At 71.9% G+C, this 16,359-nt stretch carries 13 protein-coding genes; 5 read left to right on the top strand and 8 right to left on the bottom strand.

Annotation, left to right across the window (positions count from 1 at the left end):
• Nucleotides 1-28: 28 nt before the first annotated feature.
• From CFK38_RS15630 to CFK38_RS15605, 6 genes are all read right to left on the bottom strand, one after another.
• Nucleotides 29-853, bottom strand: a complete 825-nt coding sequence (locus CFK38_RS15630) for a CPBP family intramembrane glutamic endopeptidase (RefSeq protein ID WP_096804407.1) — start codon at nucleotides 851-853, stop codon at nucleotides 29-31.
• 46 nt (nucleotides 854-899) lie between these two features.
• Entirely contained in the window at nucleotides 900-1,931 is a 1,032-nt protein-coding gene (locus CFK38_RS15625) for an LLM class flavin-dependent oxidoreductase (protein WP_096803906.1), read from the bottom strand.
• 108 nt (nucleotides 1,932-2,039) lie between these two features.
• Nucleotides 2,040-2,861 (bottom strand): hypothetical protein, encoded by an 822-nt coding sequence (locus CFK38_RS15620; protein ID WP_096803905.1) that lies wholly within the window; start codon nucleotides 2,859-2,861, stop codon nucleotides 2,040-2,042.
• 60 nt (nucleotides 2,862-2,921) lie between these two features.
• Complete coding sequence (locus CFK38_RS15615; protein ID WP_096803904.1) at nucleotides 2,922-4,361, bottom strand: FAD-binding oxidoreductase; 1,440 nt, start codon at nucleotides 4,359-4,361, stop codon at nucleotides 2,922-2,924.
• Nucleotides 4,358-5,344, bottom strand: coding sequence for a cation diffusion facilitator family transporter (locus CFK38_RS15610; protein ID WP_096803903.1), 987 nt, complete (start codon nucleotides 5,342-5,344; stop codon nucleotides 4,358-4,360). The genes CFK38_RS15615 and CFK38_RS15610 overlap by 4 nt, the downstream gene beginning before the upstream one ends.
• Nucleotides 5,341-5,712 carry an ArsR/SmtB family transcription factor gene (locus CFK38_RS15605; RefSeq protein ID WP_096803902.1) on the bottom strand — a complete coding sequence of 124 codons (372 nt, stop codon included), beginning with the start codon at nucleotides 5,710-5,712 and terminating at the stop codon, nucleotides 5,341-5,343. Before CFK38_RS15605 ends, CFK38_RS15610 begins: the two co-directional genes overlap by 4 nt.
• Nucleotides 5,713-5,854: 142 nt before the next feature.
• Here CFK38_RS15605 and CFK38_RS15600 point away from each other — a divergent pair, with 142 nt between their 5' ends.
• Nucleotides 5,855-7,411 (top strand): long-chain-fatty-acid--CoA ligase, encoded by a 1,557-nt coding sequence (locus CFK38_RS15600; RefSeq protein WP_096803901.1) that lies wholly within the window; start codon nucleotides 5,855-5,857, stop codon nucleotides 7,409-7,411.
• Nucleotides 7,412-7,481: 70 nt separating this feature from the next.
• On the opposite strand, the gene CFK38_RS15595 is transcribed toward CFK38_RS15600, so the two are convergent.
• Nucleotides 7,482-9,017, bottom strand: a complete 1,536-nt coding sequence (locus tag CFK38_RS15595) for a DEAD/DEAH box helicase (protein ID WP_096803900.1) — start codon at nucleotides 9,015-9,017, stop codon at nucleotides 7,482-7,484.
• A gap of 378 nt (nucleotides 9,018-9,395) precedes the next feature.
• On the opposite strand from CFK38_RS15595, the gene CFK38_RS15590 reads away from it, so the two are divergent.
• Genes CFK38_RS15590 through CFK38_RS15575 form a run of 4 tightly spaced genes read left to right on the top strand, consistent with a single transcriptional unit; the run spans nucleotide 9,396 to nucleotide 14,488 of the window.
• The gene (locus CFK38_RS15590) at nucleotides 9,396-11,360 is read left to right on the top strand and encodes a glycoside hydrolase family 2 protein (protein ID WP_245851126.1); all 1,965 of its coding nucleotides are present in this window, start codon (nucleotides 9,396-9,398) and stop codon (nucleotides 11,358-11,360) included.
• A 25-nt stretch (nucleotides 11,361-11,385) separates the two neighbouring features.
• Complete coding sequence (locus CFK38_RS15585) at nucleotides 11,386-12,411, top strand: GNAT family N-acetyltransferase (protein ID WP_245851124.1); 1,026 nt, start codon at nucleotides 11,386-11,388, stop codon at nucleotides 12,409-12,411.
• A gap of 10 nt (nucleotides 12,412-12,421) precedes the next feature.
• Nucleotides 12,422-13,456 carry an alcohol dehydrogenase catalytic domain-containing protein gene (locus tag CFK38_RS15580; RefSeq protein ID WP_096803898.1) on the top strand — a complete coding sequence of 345 codons (1,035 nt, stop codon included), beginning with the start codon at nucleotides 12,422-12,424 and terminating at the stop codon, nucleotides 13,454-13,456.
• A gap of 48 nt (nucleotides 13,457-13,504) precedes the next feature.
• On the top strand, nucleotides 13,505-14,488 hold the full coding sequence (locus CFK38_RS15575; RefSeq protein ID WP_096803897.1) for a ribonuclease HI family protein: 984 nt from the start codon (nucleotides 13,505-13,507) through the stop codon (nucleotides 14,486-14,488).
• A 42-nt stretch (nucleotides 14,489-14,530) separates the two neighbouring features.
• Here the strand turns inward: CFK38_RS15575 and CFK38_RS15570 are convergent, their stop codons facing one another.
• Nucleotides 14,531-16,204, bottom strand: coding sequence for an HNH endonuclease (locus CFK38_RS15570; protein ID WP_096803896.1), 1,674 nt, complete (start codon nucleotides 16,202-16,204; stop codon nucleotides 14,531-14,533).
• Nucleotides 16,205-16,359: the final 155 nt, after the last annotated feature.

Raw genomic sequence — 16,359 nt, 5'->3', positions numbered from 1 at the left:
GGACGGGGAGAACGTCGGCGACGACGGCTCAGACCAGGAAGATCGGGATCATCCCAGGATTGTGGGCATGGACGATCGCGAGGAAGACGACCACGTCGAAGAGCAGATGCACGATCAGGACATACAGCAGGGAGCCGGTGCGCGTGAACAGCCAGCCCTGCAGCAGCGCGAACGGAGCGGTGAGCAGCGGCCCCCATTCCTGGTAGCCCAGCTCCCACAGGAACGACACGAAGATGATCGCCTGCAGGATGTTCGCCGGCCAGAGCCCGACGTGGCGCCGCAGGAGCGCGAAGCAGGTGCAGATGAAGAACAGCTCGTCCCAGGTGCCCACGAAGTTCACGCCCACCAGGAAGCGTCCCAGCTCTCCGGCGTCGGTGATGTGGGGCCAGTTCTGGTACGCGCCCGAGGTGATGAAGTAGAACGGCAGCAGCAGCCATCCCAGCAGCGGGACGGCGACGATGTACCCCCACTGCCAGCGGTTCCAGCGCCGTCCGGAGAGCCAGGGGAAGCGGATCGTGCGCCGTCGCAGGACCAGCCGGTCCACCAGCAGCGGCACGGCCACGGCGAGCAGCAGCACGGTGCCGATCGTGAAGAACCGATCCCAGTCCACATCCGCCTTCACCGAGGTGGTGGAGACGATCGTGATCCCGAGCCCGATGAGGAGCAGGTCCTTGGCGAGCTCGCGGGAGACCAGGAGCGCGCCGAGCAGGCTGAGGGCGAGGAGTCCATGCCCCCACCCCCCGAGCTGCAGCCCGAACAGCAGATATGCGGAGGCCGACACGCCGGCGGCCGGCAGCAGGCCGATCCGCGGTGTGGTGGGCAGGGGAGCAGGGTCCGGGGCAGGAGGCGGCATCGCCATGGCCCCAGCATGCCAGGGTGGGGCGGTCGCCGCGCCCGGATCAGGGAGCGGGGTGCGCCGCGGCGCCGTCGAGACCCCAGGCCTCGGCCAGCAGCTCGAGGGCGTGCAGGCGATCGGCCGGGTCGAAGTGGTAGGCGGTGAGGATGAGCTCGTCGGCGCCGGTGGCGGCCACGATCTCCTCCAGCCGGCGCACCACGGTGGCGGGGGAGCCGACCGCCCTGATCGACAGGGTCTGATCGATCTGGGAGAGGAGATGCCCCGCTGCGACGTCCTCGATCGGGCGCGGCGGCTGGATCTTCTGCCGCTGCCCGGTCACGATCCCCAGGAACATCTGCTGGAGGGTCGTGAACTGCCGCTGCGCCTCCTCGTCGGTCTCGGAGACCACCAGGTTCACCCCGACCATGGTGCGCGGCGCCGCGATCTGTGCGGTGCCGGCGTCGGGGTCGAAGTTGTCGCGGTAGACGTCCAGCGCGTGCAGGTACTGGAAGGGGGCGAAGTGGGAGGCGACGGAGAACGGCATGCCCAGCTGGGCGGCGAGACGAGCACCATTGGCGGTCGAGCCCAGGATCCACATCGGCACCTCGGTGCCGCGGGCGACCTCCGCCGTGATGGGTGAGGAGCCGCTGGACTCCTGGCGGGACCAGTCCCGCATCTGCTCGACGGCGGCGAGGAACGCGGCCGGCTCCGCGGAGGTGCGGGCCAGCAGCTGCGCGGTGAGCTGATCGGTGCCCGGCGCGCGGCCCAGCCCCAGGTCGATGCGGTCCCCGTGGAACTGGACCAGGGAGCCGAACTGCTCGATGACGGCGAGCGGGGAGTGGTTGGGGAGCATGATCCCGCCGGAGCCGACGCGGATCCGCTCGGTCAGCGAGGCCGCCCGGTCGATCAGCAGCGAGGTCGCGCTCGCGGCGAGGGCGTTCGTGTTGTGGTGCTCGGCGTACCAGAGCCGCTCGTATCCGAGGCGATCGGCGACCCTCGCCCCCTCCATCGAGGCGTTGATCGCCTCCCGGGTGGTCATGCCTTCGGAGATGGGGACGAGATCGAGGATCGACAGCGGCACATGAGGAGCGTTCATACAGCTCAGGCTATCCACGGGCGCCCGCTGTGGGGCCCGGGGCGGAGTGAGAGCTTGTCGACCTCGATCCCGGGAAGATCCCTGTGCCCTGCGGCGTTCGGCGGGCGCTCAGCCGACCTGGACCCCGAGGCTGAGCAGGATGTTCCCGAGCACCAGCACCGCCAGGGCCACCAGGCCGCCGACGGGGACCGTCCGCAGCCGCAGCGGCTCATAGGGCACCTCGGCGACGCCGCGGGCGAAGAGGTGCGCCATCGGGGCGAAGACCAGGATCGCCGTCCCGGCGGCGAGGATCGCGAGCTGGGCGGAGGCCGGCGGATCGGCCGGGCTGATCGCGAGGTACAGGATGCTCAACAGCACCGAGACGATCATCCCGTACAGCCAGGGGAACAGCGTCATCGCATTGCGCCGGCGCGGATCGTCCCCGGCGTGGCGCGCCATATGCGGCGCGAAGGCCCGAGCATTGAGGAACATCCCGCCGATGCCGACGGCGAGGGCGAGGAGCTGCAGCGCCACCGGAAGACCGAGCAGCTGGGCGGCCGCTCCGGTATCGCCCGCACCGAACGGGGTCAGGCACAGATAGGCGATGCCCTCCTGGACCGAGGCGAAGGCCAGCCACAGCCACACCAGGTGCAGGAAATCGGCGCGCCTGCGCAGCGGGGTCCATAGCTGCATCAGCACGCCCATGACCAGGCTGAAGGCGGGGCCGGCGAGGTTCATCACGACCTGATCGGATTCCGACGGGGACCCCAGATGGTCCACCCCGAAGGAGAACAGGACCGAAGGATGGCCGAGGGCGAGGCCCGCCACCAGGTGGGCCGACTCGTGCAGGAAGATCATGACGGCGCTGGCGATGAGGGCCGCGACGAGGTTGTTCAGCAGCAGCGGGCGGGCGGAGACTCGGACGGATGCGGATGTGGCCTGGGTCACCATGGGGGCATCATGTCATCGTGGTGCTCTTCTCGCACGGCTTTCGGTCACGAGGGACCGCCCTCAGAGGGCCTTGCCGGGGTTGAGCAGGCCGCGCGGATCGAAGGCCTGCTTCAGGCGGTGCTGGAGGCTCCGTGAGGTGGGGGAGAGCTCGAGGTCCAGCCAGCGCTGCTTGGCGGTCCCGATGCCGTGCTCCCCGCTGATGGTGCCGCCCAGCTCCAGGGCCGTCCGCACCACCTCATCGGCCGCCGCGAGGATCGGGGCCGGCAGCGCGGCGGAGGGATCCTCGGGGACGCCGGGCAGGGAGAGCGAGGGGTGGAGGTTGCCGTCGCCGGCATGGGCGATGGCCGAGGTGGCCACTCCGTGGCGGTGGCCGATCTCCTCCAGCGCGGTCAGCATCTGGGCCAGGCGGGACTTCGGCACCGCCACATCCTCGTTCAGCCGTCTGCGACCACCGCCGGCGGCATGGCTGGTCCGGCGCAGCTCCCACAGGTGCTCGGCCTCCGCCTCGTCCTCGATGACCTGTACGCTCCCGCCCGCCCCGGTGAGGATGTCGACGAGATCCGCAGTCTGCTCCCGGATGCCGTAGCCATCGAGCTCGAGCAGCAGCACCGCACCCCCGGAGCTCCTCGGGCCGTCCGGGTGGTGGGTGCCGATCGCCTCAGCGGCCGGGTCGGCGCCCAGGCGGGAGCCGTTGTGCGCGTCGATGTCCGCCACCGCGCCGGAGTCCAGCAGCTCGGTCGCCGCCGGACGCACCGGGGAGCGGGAGATCGCGTTCACCCCGTCGGCGGCGTGCGCGGTGGTCGAGAAGCGGGCCAGCACGGTGCGACGCGCCACCGGGACGGGCCGGATCCGCACGGTCGCGGCGACCACCACGGCCAGGGTGCCCTCGGAGCCGATCAGCAGCTGGGTGAGGTCCAGCCCGGTGACGCCCTTGAGCGAGCGGTGGCCGGTGCGCAGCAGGGTGCCGTCGGCCAGCACGACCTCGAGCGCCAGCACGGACTCACGGGTCACGCCGTACTTCGCGCAGTGCAGCCCGCCCGCGTTGGTCGCGATGTTGCCGCCGATCGTCGAGATCGCGACGCTCGCAGGATCCGGGGCGTAGAAGAAGCCCAGGGGCGCCAGGGCCTCGGAGAGATCGGCGGTGATCACCCCTGCGTCGACCACCGCGACCTCGTCCAGGGGGTCGATCTCGCGGATCGTGTGCAGCCGCTCCAGGCTCAGCACCATCCCGCCGTCGATCGCGACCGTTCCCCCGGAGAGGCCGGAGCCGGCGCCGCGCGACACCACCGGGGTGCCCGTCTCGTGGGCGAGACGGAGGGTGGCCTGCACGCCCTCGACGTCGTGGGGGAGCACCAGCAGGAACCGGGCGTCCGCGGCGCCGGGCTCCGCCCGGTCCCCGTGGTAGCGCGACTCGGGCGCGGCGATGACGGCGTCCTCGCCGAGCGCCTCGCGCAGGCGGGCGGTGAGGGTCTCGAGGGAGGTCGGATCGGTGCGGTTCATGGAGACTCCTCGGGCGGCCGGGTCGGATCATGGTCGTCGCCGTGGATCGGCACGTGCTGGGCGGGGATGTCCTCGTAGGAGGCCGGGTCGGAGATCGGCTCGAGGTGGGTGAGCACGGTGAGGTCCGGCAGGCACCCGCGCAGCTCGTCCTCGAGGCCCTCGATGTAGTCGTGGCCCTGCTTGACCGTCCACTCGTCCGGCACCAGCACGTGCACGTTCATGAACTTCTGCTGTCCGGCCTCGCGGGTCTGCAGACCGTGGAAGGTGAGGGTGGCGTCGGTGCGGCGGCGCAGCACCTCGGTGATGATCTCGTGGTCCTCGTCCGGCAGTGCCTTGTCCAGCAGGCCGGAGAGGGACTCCCGGAGCAGTCCGATGCCGGTGATGATGATGTTCACGCCGACGGCGAAGGCGACGACGGCATCGAGCCGCTCCCAGCCGGTCAGCGCCACCAGCCCCACCCCGAGGAGGATCCCGGCGCTGGTGACGACGTCGGTCATCAGATGCTTGCCGTCGGCCCGCAGGGTGATCGAGTTATGGGTCCTCCCGACGCGCAGCAGCACCAGCGCCACGCCGCCGTTGAGCAGAGAGGCGATCACGACGATGAGCAGTCCCACGCCGAGGTTCTCGAGCGGTCGGGGATTGATGAAGCGTTCGACGGCGGTGACCATGATGACCGCGGCGGCCACGAAGATCATCAGCCCCTCGAGCGCGGCGGAGAAGTACTCGGCCTTCGCGCGCCCGTAGAGGAAGCGCTCGGTCGCGGGCCGTGCGGCGACGGTCAGGGCGATCAGCGCGACCACCGCGGCGACCAGGTTCACGGTCGACTCGGCGGCGTCGGAGAGCAGCCCGACGGAGTCCGTCATCGCCCAGGCGCTCGTCTTCAGGACGATGGTGAGGATCGCGACGACGATCGACAGCCACGCGTACCTGCGCAGATCGATGCGCGCACGGGCGTCGGGCGTGGTCGGGGCCGGGGAGGTCATGCGCGGGAGTCCCTGGTGGGGGAGGGTGCGGGCGGATCGGGAGCGAGGGAGCCATCGGGGGCGATGTGCTCGAAGATCTGCTCCACCAGCTCGACCACGTGCGGGTCCTCGACCGTGTAGTAGCTGTGCCGACCCTCGCGGGTCGCGGAGACGATGCCCGTCAGGCGGAGCTTGCGCAGGTGCTGGCTGGTGGTGGGCAGGCTGAGCCCCACCCGTGCGGCCAGCTCACCCACGTCGAAGCGTCCCGAGCTCATCAGCCACACCAGCTGCAGCCGGGCGGGGCTGGCGAGCATCGCGAAGGTGTCCGCCGCGGCGGCGAGCTGTGGTTCGGTGGGCGGCGGAGCGGGCGGGGCGGACGGAGCAGTCATGAGGCCATCCTCTCCCACAGTTCGTCACTCACGCAATCGACGAAGTGTCGATGCGGTGTCTCGGGTGCGCAGTACCAGGTACCTCGGGGTCGGGCGGCTCTATGCTGTGGCTCCGTGACACCGTCGTCCGGAAAGGACTGGTATGTACAACCTCGCCGTGGTGCTGGAGGACAGCGCCCGCACCGTCCCCGATCGGCCCGCCCTCGTGCTCGGCGGGACGTCCCTGACCTACGCCCAGGTGGACGCCGCCGCCAATCAGGTCGCGCACCTGCTCGTCTCCCTCGGTGTGGAGCCCGGGGACCGGGTCGCGCTGAGCTGCCCGAACCTGCCGCAGTTCCCGATCGTCTACTTCGGGATCCTCAAGGTCGGGGCGGTGGTGGTGCCGCTGAACGTGCTGAACAAGTCCCGTGAGGTGACCTACTACCTCGACGACGCCGAGGCCTCGGTCGTCCTCGCGTTCGAGGGCAGCGAGGAGCTGCCCATCGGCCGCTCCGTCGTCGAGGGCGCGAAGGCTGCTGCCCGACCCCCGCAGGTGGTGCTCATGACCGCCGACCCGCAGGCCGAGAGCCCCTACGAGGGGGTGCCCACCCTCGCCCGGGCGGTCGCGGAGCTCCCCGACCGCTTCGAGACGGTCCAGCGCCGTGAGACCGACACCGCCGTGGTGCTCTACACCTCCGGCACCACCGGGCATCCCAAGGGCGCCGAGCTCAGCCACTCCAACCAGCTGATGAACGCCCTGACCTGCAACCGGCTGTTCGGCTCCGTGCCCGGCGAGGACGTGCACCTGGTCGCCCTGCCGCTGTTCCACACCTTCGGGGCCACGGTGAACCTCAACGCCGGCTTCTCCACGGGTGCCACGCTGGTGCTGCTGCCCCGTTTCGAACCCCGTCAGGCACTGGATCTGCTGCTGGCCCATCGCGTGACGATCTTCGCCGGCGTCCCCACCATGTGGTGGGCCCTGCTGCGCCTGCTGACCGACGGCGAGGCCGAGGTCGGGGACCTCGCCGAGCACCTGCGTCTCGGGGTCTCCGGCGGCTCCGCGCTGCCGGTGGAGATCCTGCGCGGCGTCCAGGAGAAGCTCGGCATCTCGATCATGGAGGGCTACGGCCTCTCCGAGACGTCACCGGTGGCCAGCTTCTCCCTCGCGGATCGTCCGCGCCCGGGGTCGATCGGGCTGCCCGTGTGGGGAGTGGAGATGGCGCTCATCGATCCCGCCGACCCGGACTGGGCCCGCGTCAGCGAGCCCGACGCGATCGGTGAGATCGTGGTGCGCGGGCACAACATCATGACCGGCTACCTGCGCCGCCCCGAGGAGACCGCCGCGGCGATCCGGGACGGCTGGTTCCGCACCGGGGACCTGGGCCGACGGGACGAGGAGGGCTTCTACTTCATCGTGGACCGGGCCAAGGACATGATCGTGCGCGGTGGGTACAACGTCTATCCGCGGGAGGTGGAGGAGGTGCTGCTCAGCCATGAGCAGGTCTCCCTCGTCGCCGTGATCGGAGTGCCGCATGAGCGCCTCGGCGAGGAGATCAAGGCCCACGTGATCCTCGAGCAGGGCGCCACGATCACTCCTGAGCAGCTGCGGGACTGGGCCAAGGAGCAGATGGCGGACTTCAAGTACCCGCGGGAGATCGTCATCGACGAGGAGCTGCCGATGACCTCCACCGGCAAGATCCTCAAGCGCGAGCTGCGCTGACGACAGGACCCCGGCGGACCGTCCCGCGAGGGAGGTCTGCCGGGGTCCGATCGAGACCGGAGGGGCCTGCTCAGCGGCCGCGGCCGGAGGAGAAGGAGGCGAGCCCGCCGGAGCCGCGCTCCCCGCTCGAGGTGGAGTAGGTGGTCGAGGAGCCGCCCTGACGGCCGCCGGAGCGACCCTGGCCGGAGCGCCCGCGACCGCCGGAGCGGGAGCCGCTGCCGGCACCGACCTGCTCGCGCCGACCCGACTGTCCGTCCTGGCCACCGCGACGACCGCCGCGGGAGCCCTGGCCCTCGCCGCGCGAGGCGCCGCCGTCACCACGACCCTGACCGGCCGGGCGACCGCCACGGCCACCACGACCGCGGCCGCCGCCGCGCTCGCCGTTCAGGCGCGCCTGGTCCACGGGCGGCTCGGGCTGGCGCGGCTCATGGGTCTCGACCCGCTCACCGGGGGCGAGCTCGACGAGGACGGGGCTGGTGGCCGTCACCGAGGCGTGGTGGGTGGGCCGGATCCCGGCCTTGCGCATCAGATCGCTGACGTCGCGCTTCTGCTCCGGGATCTGCACGGTGATCACGGTGCCGGACTCACCGGCGCGGGCGGTGCGGCCCGAGCGGTGCAGGTACGCCTTGTGCTCGACGGGCGGATCGGCGTGGACCACCAGGGCCACCTCGTCCACATGGATGCCGCGGGCGGCGATGTCGGTGCAGACCATCGTCGTCGCGGTGCCGGAGCCGAAGGCCTCGAGGTTCCGGGTGCGGGCGTTCTGGGAGAGGTTGCCGTGCAGGTCCACCGCGTCCACGCCACGGGCGGAGAGCTTGCGGGCCAGGTTCTTCGCGCCGTACTTGGTGCGGGTGAACATGATGGTGCGGCCCGGCGCGGCGGCCAGGTCGCGGAGCACGTCGAAGCGGGTGGCGGGGGAGACCTCGAGCACGTGGTGCTCCATGGTGCCGACCGCGCTCGTGGCCGGATCCGCGGAATGGGTGACCGGCTCGTGGAGGAACTCCTTGACGAGCTTGTTCACCCCGGAGTCGAGGGTCGCGGAGAACAGCATCCGCTGGCCCTTCGGCGGGGTCTTCGCGAGGATCTTGCGCACCATCGGCAGGAAGCCCATGTCGGCCATGTGGTCGGCCTCGTCGATCACGGTGATCTCCACCGCGCCGAGGTCCACGTGACCCTGGTTCATGAGGTCCAGCAGACGCCCGGGGCAGGCCACGAGCACGTCGATGCCGCCGGCGAGCGCCTTGACCTGCGGGTTCTGGCCCACACCGCCGAAGACGACCGTGCTGCGCAGATCGGTGGCCGCCTCGAGCGGCTGCAGCGAGTCGGCGAGCTGCGAGGCGAGCTCACGGGTGGGCGCGAGGATCAGGGAGCGGGGGCGGCGCGCGACGCGACGGCGGGGCTGCGCGATCAGGCGCGCCACCAGCGGCAGCAGGAAGGCGTAGGTCTTGCCCGAGCCGGTCCGGCCACGGCCCAGCACGTCGCGACCGGACAGGGAGTCCGGCAGCGTCGCGGCCTGGATCGGGGTGGGCTCGACGATGCCCCGAGGCGCCAGGGCGCTGATCAGGACGGGGGGCACGCCGAGGCGCGCGAAATCAGGGGTGGTCACGAAGGGTGATCCGTTCTCTGTGGTGCAATCCCACCCGGGGCGCCGTCGGCACCACTGCACAGGGCAGTGATCCTCGGCCGGCGCTGTCACCGCAGCGGAGCCTGCCGACCTGCGAGTGCGACGCGGGGCGTCGGACCGGATCGGGGCTGTCCGCTCGGGACCTGTGCCGCGGCGGGATGACGGCACTGCTGCTCACAGTAGCCGCAGGCGCCCCGCGGCGCGACGCTGCGCCGTGCGGGTGTGAGATACCACCGCGCGGCAGCGCCCTCCATGGCACTCCATGGTGACCACCTCCGGGCTGCCGCATGGCAGGAACCGCGCGAATGCGATGGAATGGGGGCATCCGATCGACGTCGATCCCGAGGTGAGGAGCAGCCCGTGCCCGCTCAGACCCCCGCCCAGCCCGCTCTGCCCGCTGCGCTCTCCGCCCTGGTCGCCCGGGCCGAGGAGCTCGCCGCCGTTCTGGACGCCCCGCCGTCGGCGGCCGTCGACGTCCCGCGCCCGGAGCACCCCCGTCCCCAGCTGCAGCGCCCCACCTGGCTGAGTCTGAACGGCACCTGGCAGTTCGAGATCGACCAGGGGGACTCCGGGCGGGAGCGCGGTCTGCTCGAGCGCGAGCTCGCGCGGACGATCACCGTCCCCTTCGCCCCGGAGACCGAGGCCTCCGGGATCGGGAACCGCGATTTCCTCCATGCCGTCTGGTACCGGCGCAGGGTGAGGATCCCTGCCGACTGGGAGGGCCTGCGCCCGCTGCTGCGCTTCGAGGCGGTCGACCACGACGCGACGGTGTGGGCGGACGGGGTGGAGGTGGCCCGCCATCGCGGCGGCTTCACCCCCTTCGCCGCCGATCTCTCCACCGTGCCGGGTGCGGTCCCCGGCCGCGAGATCGAGATCGTGGTCCGCGCCCGCGACCCGCATGACGTCCCCCAGGCCCGCGGCAAGCAGTCCACCTGGTTCCACGCCACCCATGCCAGCTACCACCGCACCACCGGCATCTGGCAGAGCGTCTGGCTCGAGGGCGTCCCTGCCGACGAGATCCGCTGCCTGCGCATCATCCCGTCCTTGGCCGGGCACTCCTTCTCGATCACCGCGCCGCTGGCCCGGTCCACCCGCGGCACCCGCCTCGAGATCATCGCCTCTGTCCCCGGCGGCGAGGAGGTCGCCCGCGCCGAGGTGCGGGCCGACCTCGACCTCGCCCCGCACCTCCCGCTGGTGATCCCCGAGGACCGGGTGCGGATCTGGGGGCCCGGCGCTCCCGAGCTCTACGCCCTCACCGCCCGTCTCCGGGATGCGGACGGCGCCGTGCTCGACGAGGTCCGCTCCTATGCGGGCCTGCGCGCCGTCACCCTGCGCGATCACGAGTTCCGCCTCAACGGCGAGAAGGTCTTCCAGCGCCTCGTGCTCGACCAGGGGTACTGGGAGGAGACGTTCATGACCTCCCCGAGCGATGAGGCGATGACCACCGACATCCGTCTCGCGCTCGAGGCCGGCTTCAACGGCGCGCGCCTGCACCAGAAGGTCTTCGAGCAGCGGATGCTGTTCTGGGCCGACCTGCACGGCTACCTCGTCTGGGGCGAGTTCGGCGACTGGGGGGCCTCCGGCTTCGGACCGATGGGGGAGAACCAGCAGCCCACCGCCTCCTTCATCGGCCAGTGGATCGAGGCCGTCCAGCGGGATCTCAGCCATCCCAGCATCATCGGCTGGTGCCCGCTGAACGAGACCCACCAGGTGCGCCACGACCGCCTCACCCAGCTCGACGATGTCACCCAGGCGATGTACGACGCGACCAAGCTCGCCGACCCCTCCCGCCCCGTGCTCGACGCCTCCGGCTACTCCCACCGGGTGCGCGGCGCCGACGTCTTCGACTCCCACTCCTACGAGCAGGACCCCGGGCGCTTCCGCGACGAGCAGTCGGGGCTCGCCCAGGGGGTCCCGTTCGCGAACCGCCGCGAGCTCGCCCCTGAGGAGATGCCCTTCGCCGATGGCAGCTTCTCCCTGCCCTTCGCGGGCCAGCCCTACTTCGTCTCCGAGTACGGCGGGATCTGGTGGAACGCGCAGGAGGCCCGCGAGGCCGAAGCCGCCGAGCGAGCCGGCAGCAATGCCGCCCAGTCCTGGGGCTACGGCGAGCGGGTGCGCAGCGAGGAGGAGCTCTACGAGCGCTTCGAGGGCCTCACCCGGGTGCTGCTCGAGGACCCGCTGATGTTCGGCTACTGCTATACCCAGCTGACCGACGTGTTCCAGGAGAAGAACGGCATCGTGGACTTCGCACGCGGGCGCAAGCTGGATCTGGCCCGGCTGCGTGCGGTGCAGGAGCGGGTTGCCGACTACGAGCGCGAGGCCTGAGGCGTCGCCTCCCTACACTTGTCCGGTGACCTCCACCGACACCTCTCTCGCCGACCGCCCGCTGACCCGCACCCCGCTGACCCTCGAGGACGCCCCCGCGCTCACCGCGCTGCTGAACCGCATCGACGCGGCCGACGATCTCGGGGAGCCCGCCGAAATCCCCAGCATCCGTGAGCTGCTCACCATGCCGGGGCTCGACCTGGAGCGCGACACCCTCGCCGTCCGCGACGAGGAGGCGCTGATCGGCTTCACCGTCGTCGACGTCCACACCTCCCTGGATCGCGACGAGCGGGTGCGCTGCCAGCTGATGGGCGGCGTCGATCCCTCCCGCCGTCGCCAGGGGCTGGGTGCCTCGCTCTTCGCCTGGGCCGAGGAGCGTGCCGCGCAGCTCGCCGCCGAGCGCCACTCCGCGGAGGCCGAGGCCGTCTTCCGCGCCGCCGGCGGCCGGGACCCCGACCTGGATGCCGGAGAGGATGCCCCGCTGACCGGGGGCGCGGGCGTGCGTCCGCTGCTGGAGAGCCGCGGCTACCGCCGCGCCCGCAGCTGGCTGGTCATGCTCCGTGAGCTGCCCGGCGCCGCGCTGCCGGAGATCGAGCGCGAGCAGGTGCGGGTGAGCGCCCCTGCGGACGAGGACTCCGAGGCCACCCGCCTCGCCCACCTCGCGGCCTTCGCCGATCACTGGGGCTCGGCGCCTGTCTCCGCGGAGCGCTGGAACCGCTGGTGGTTCTCGCACACCGCGCGGCGCGAGCTCGCCAGCATCGCGCTCGACGCCGACGGGACCGTGCTCGCCTACGTCATCGCCTCGGAGGACAAGCCCGGCGTGCTGCACATCGCCCTGGTGGGCACCCGCCCCGAGGCCCGCGGCCGAGGACTCGCGCGCGCCGTCCTCGCCCGCACCCTCGCCGCCGCGGCGGAGACGGGGTACGCGAGCGCCGAGCTCGAGGTCGACGCCGAGTCCCTCACCGGCGCGACGCGGCTGTACGACGCCCTCGGCTTCGCGCGGGACGCCGTGTACGCCACCTTCGAGAAGCCCGTCGGCCGGCTGGTCTGAGGAGCGGTCGATGAGAGCCGTGCGCTTCGACGCCTTCCGGACCGTGCCGGCCCTGGTCGAGGTGCTGGCCCCTGGCTGCCCGCCCCGCGGCGCGGTGATCTCGGTGCACGCTGCCGGCGTGTGCCGCAGCGACTGGCACGCCTGGCAGGGGCACGACGACTCGGTGCAGCTCCCGCACATCCCCGGCCACGAGTTCGCGGGCGTGGTCGCGGAGGTCGGCGAGGAGGTCACGGGCTTCGCCGTGGGCGACCGGGTCACCGCCCCCTTCATCCTCGCCTGCGGCCGCTGCGAGCAGTGCCTCGCCGGCGCCCCGCAGGTGTGCCCGCAGCAGCGCCAGCCCGGCTTCGACCTGCCCGGCGCCTGGGCGGAGCAGGTGGTGGCGGTCGAGGCGGACCACAACCTCGTCGCCCTCCCGGAGGGGATCGACATGACCCTCGCGGCCGGGCTCGGCTGCCGGGTGGGCACCGCCCATCACGCCGTGCGGGCACAGGCCGCGGTCCGGCCGGGCGAGCAGGTCGTGGTGTTCGGCTGCGGCGGGCTGGGCCTGGCCTGCGTGATGATCGCGCTCGCCGCCGGCGCCGAGGTGATCGCGGTCGATCTCTCCCGGGCCGCGCTCGCCGCCGCCGAGGCGCTCGGGGCGACCGCTCTGGCCACCTCGCCCGAGATCGCCGAACGCGTCCGGGAGGTGACGGGCGGCGGAGCCCACGTCAGCCTCGACGCGCTCGGCTCCGCCGCGACCGCGCGCGCCGCGATCGAGTCGCTGCGGCCCCGCGGCCGTCACGTGCAGGTGGGGCTGCTGCTGGGGGAGGACGTCGATCCGTCCCTGCCCATGGGGCGCGTGATCGCCCAGGAGCTGCAGATCCTGGGCAGCCACGGCCTCGCGGTCGAGGAGTACGGCGAGCTCCTGGCCGATATCGCGCAGGGCCGCCTGGACCTGTCCGGTACCGTCGGGCGCATCATCGACGCCGCCGAGCTGCCCGCCGCGATGGCCGCGATGGACCGGCCGCCCACCACCGCCGGGATGACCGTGGCCCGCTGGGCGTGAACCCCGGCATGGTCCGCCTGCTCCGTCCGCTGTGGAAGCATTGAGCCCATGAGCATCACTGCAGCCGCCGACGGCTCCGCCCTCGGCAACCCCGGCCCGGCGGGCTGGGCCTGGTACATCGACGAGAACACCTGGCGCGCGGGCGGCTGGCCCCACGGCACCAACAACATGGGTGAGCTCAAGGCCGTGCTCGACCTGCTCGAGGCCACCGCCGTCGACGCCGACCAGCACCTGCACATCCTGTGCGACAGCCAGTACGTCATCAATTCGGTCACGAAGTGGATGCCGGGCTGGAAGCGCAAGGGATGGCGCAAGAAGGACGGCAAGCCGGTGATGAACGTCGAGCTGCTGAAGGACATCGACCGCGCGCTCGCCGGGCGCAGCGTCGAGTTCGAATGGGTCAAGGGCCACTCCGGCCACGCCATGAACGAGGCCGCGGACCAGCGTGCCAACGCCGCCGCCACCGCTTTCTCCAGGCAGCAGGACCCGCAGGTGGGGCCCGGGTATCGCGGCGGCGGGGGAGCGGGAGCAAGCCCCGTCGTGCCGTCGGGTGCCGCCTCCGTGCCGGCCGCCGGCTCCGCCGATGAACCGGCCGACGACCTCTTCAGCCTCTTCGACCCGTCGCCCACTGCGCCCGCGGCGAGCTGCTCCACCGCGGTCGAGGAGACCGCACTGGTGGCCGATGCTCCGGGTGCCACCGATTTTGCACAGATCACCGTGCGGGAGCAGGCACTGCTCGGCGGGCGACTGCGCGCCGACCCGCCGAGCGCCGCCGAGCTGCTGCACCCCGCATTCAGCGAGGTCGGCGCGAGCGGACGCCGCTTCGACCGCGACGAGATCCTCGCTCACCTCGCCCCGCTCACGGATGTCGATGCCGAGGAGTTCGTCGCCGACGAGATCGCCCCCGGAGTGGTGCTGCTGCGCTACCTCACCACCGGGCCCGACGGCACCGCCGAACGCACCTCCGTGTGGGTGCGGGAGAACGGCCGATGGCTGCTGCGCCACCACCAGGGGACGCCGCTCGGCAGCTGATGCCGGGTGCTCGGCCGCAGCGCCGGTGAGATCTCGCAGTGCCTACCGAGCCGGTGAGGTCCCTGGGGGTCCAGGGTCGTCGTGATCGTCCTCCTCGGGCGGAGGATCAGGCCACGGGGTGATCAGGGGTGGAGTGGGCGAGGTGCCCACGGCCCCATGCGGGCTGCTCCAGATCCAGGCGCCCGGTGGCACCGACGGGTCGGGGTGCGCCGGCCCGGAGCGGCCCGCGCCCGTCCCCGTGCGCGGATCGGGCCCGTCACTGCCGGTCTGTGAGCGGCTCAACGGGCTCAGGACCCACAGGCCATGCTCCTTGAGCAGGTTGCAGCGCGCGCACAGCCCCTGACCGTTCGCGAAGCTGGTGGGTCCTCCCCGGTGGTGGGGGACCACGTGGTCACTGTGGCGGATCTTCGCATTGCACCAGGGGGTGCGACAGGTGGTGTCGCGCCAGCGAATCATCCGGGCGAGCCCGGCGGGGAACGCGCGGGCCCGGGATTCCATCGCGACCAGTTCGCTGGTGCGAGGGCTGCGATACAGCCGACGGTAGAAGGCCGAGACCACCTCGTCAGGGTGCTCGTCCTCGCAGGATCGCACATGCCCTGGAGACCGGCCGAGCAGGGTGTCCCGCACGATATGGGCGGGAATGGTGCCGTAGCCCTCGAGCTCGGCGATCTCGGCGTCGTCCTCCCGCCCCAGCAGTGCGGTGTCGGTGATGACGATGCCGACGTCCAGGCCGGGGCGGAGGCGGGGTCGTTCCGGGCGCGTCGTCCCGGCGTCGTCCGCGGTGCGGTCGGGCCCAGTGCTGTGCTCGTCGTGCTGGGCGGTGCGGAGGGCGTCCTCGACCAGCAGGTCCGCCTCCAAGGCAGAAAGAGAGTCCTTCGTTCCCGAGGCGCGGAGCGACTCGGCGCGCGTGCGCAGGGAGTGCATCAGCCCGACCGCATCGATCCCGCGCAGCACGGCGGTCACCCGAGCCATCCCGTCCTCCAGCGGTTCCATCCTCACGTGCCGGGCCCGGGCGGCGCGCTCCGCACGCTCGCGGGACGTCTCGGGCTCCAGCTTCCGGACCAGGTCCCGGATGTCGGACTGCAGACGCTTGAAGCCCTTGCCCTGCAGGAACTCGGGGTGCTCGCGGAGATGGTCGTCGATCCTGCGACAGGTGTCCGCTCCGACACCGTCGAGCGCACCGGAGATCGCCGAGGCCTGCTGATCCGTCATGGCACCTGACCAGAGGCGATCGACGGCGCCGGGCATGTTCTGCACCAGCCGGCGCGCCTTGGCCTGGGAGAACGAGGAGGCGACCGGGGAGATGCGGCGCGCGAGCGCGATCTCCTGCCCGGCCCCGCGACCCTGCTGGGAGGCGGGCACTCCCCGCGCGGCATCATCGCGCCGGATCCGCTCCTCGGCGGCGACCTGCCATGTCGCATCGACCGCGGCGAGGGAAGCGCGCAGGTGATCGATCCCGGCGAGGACGGCGAGAGCCTCCTCGGCGCTCCCAGGAGCGGTGTCCGGCAGCGGGTCTCGCACCGCGCGGGTCCGGGTGAACGACATCAGGGCCGCGGCGAGGATCTGGGCGACCAGGGCGCGGGCCGCAGGGCCGGCCTCGATCTCGCCGAAGCGCCCCAGCACGTCCTCGAGGACATCTCCCGACGGCGCGGCCACGCCCTGGCGAGGAGCGTCCTCGCCAGGGTGGTCCCCGCTGCGCATCGGTATCGAATCCATATCGTCATCGTATGCAGGTTCGAAACGTGCCGCCACCCCTGGGGGAAATCGGTGGATAACTCTACGAAGTGTGGACAAGATTGTGGATGAAGGGGCACTGTGGAGGAATGGTCAGAGACGGACGGGTCGGGTGGAGGGTGTCCGGAATCCGCCGA

Source organism: Brachybacterium vulturis (genome assembly GCF_002407185.1).
Taxonomy (GTDB): Bacteria; Actinomycetota; Actinomycetes; order Actinomycetales; family Dermabacteraceae; genus Brachybacterium; species Brachybacterium vulturis.
This window is presented reverse-complemented; position numbering and strand designations above follow the sequence as displayed.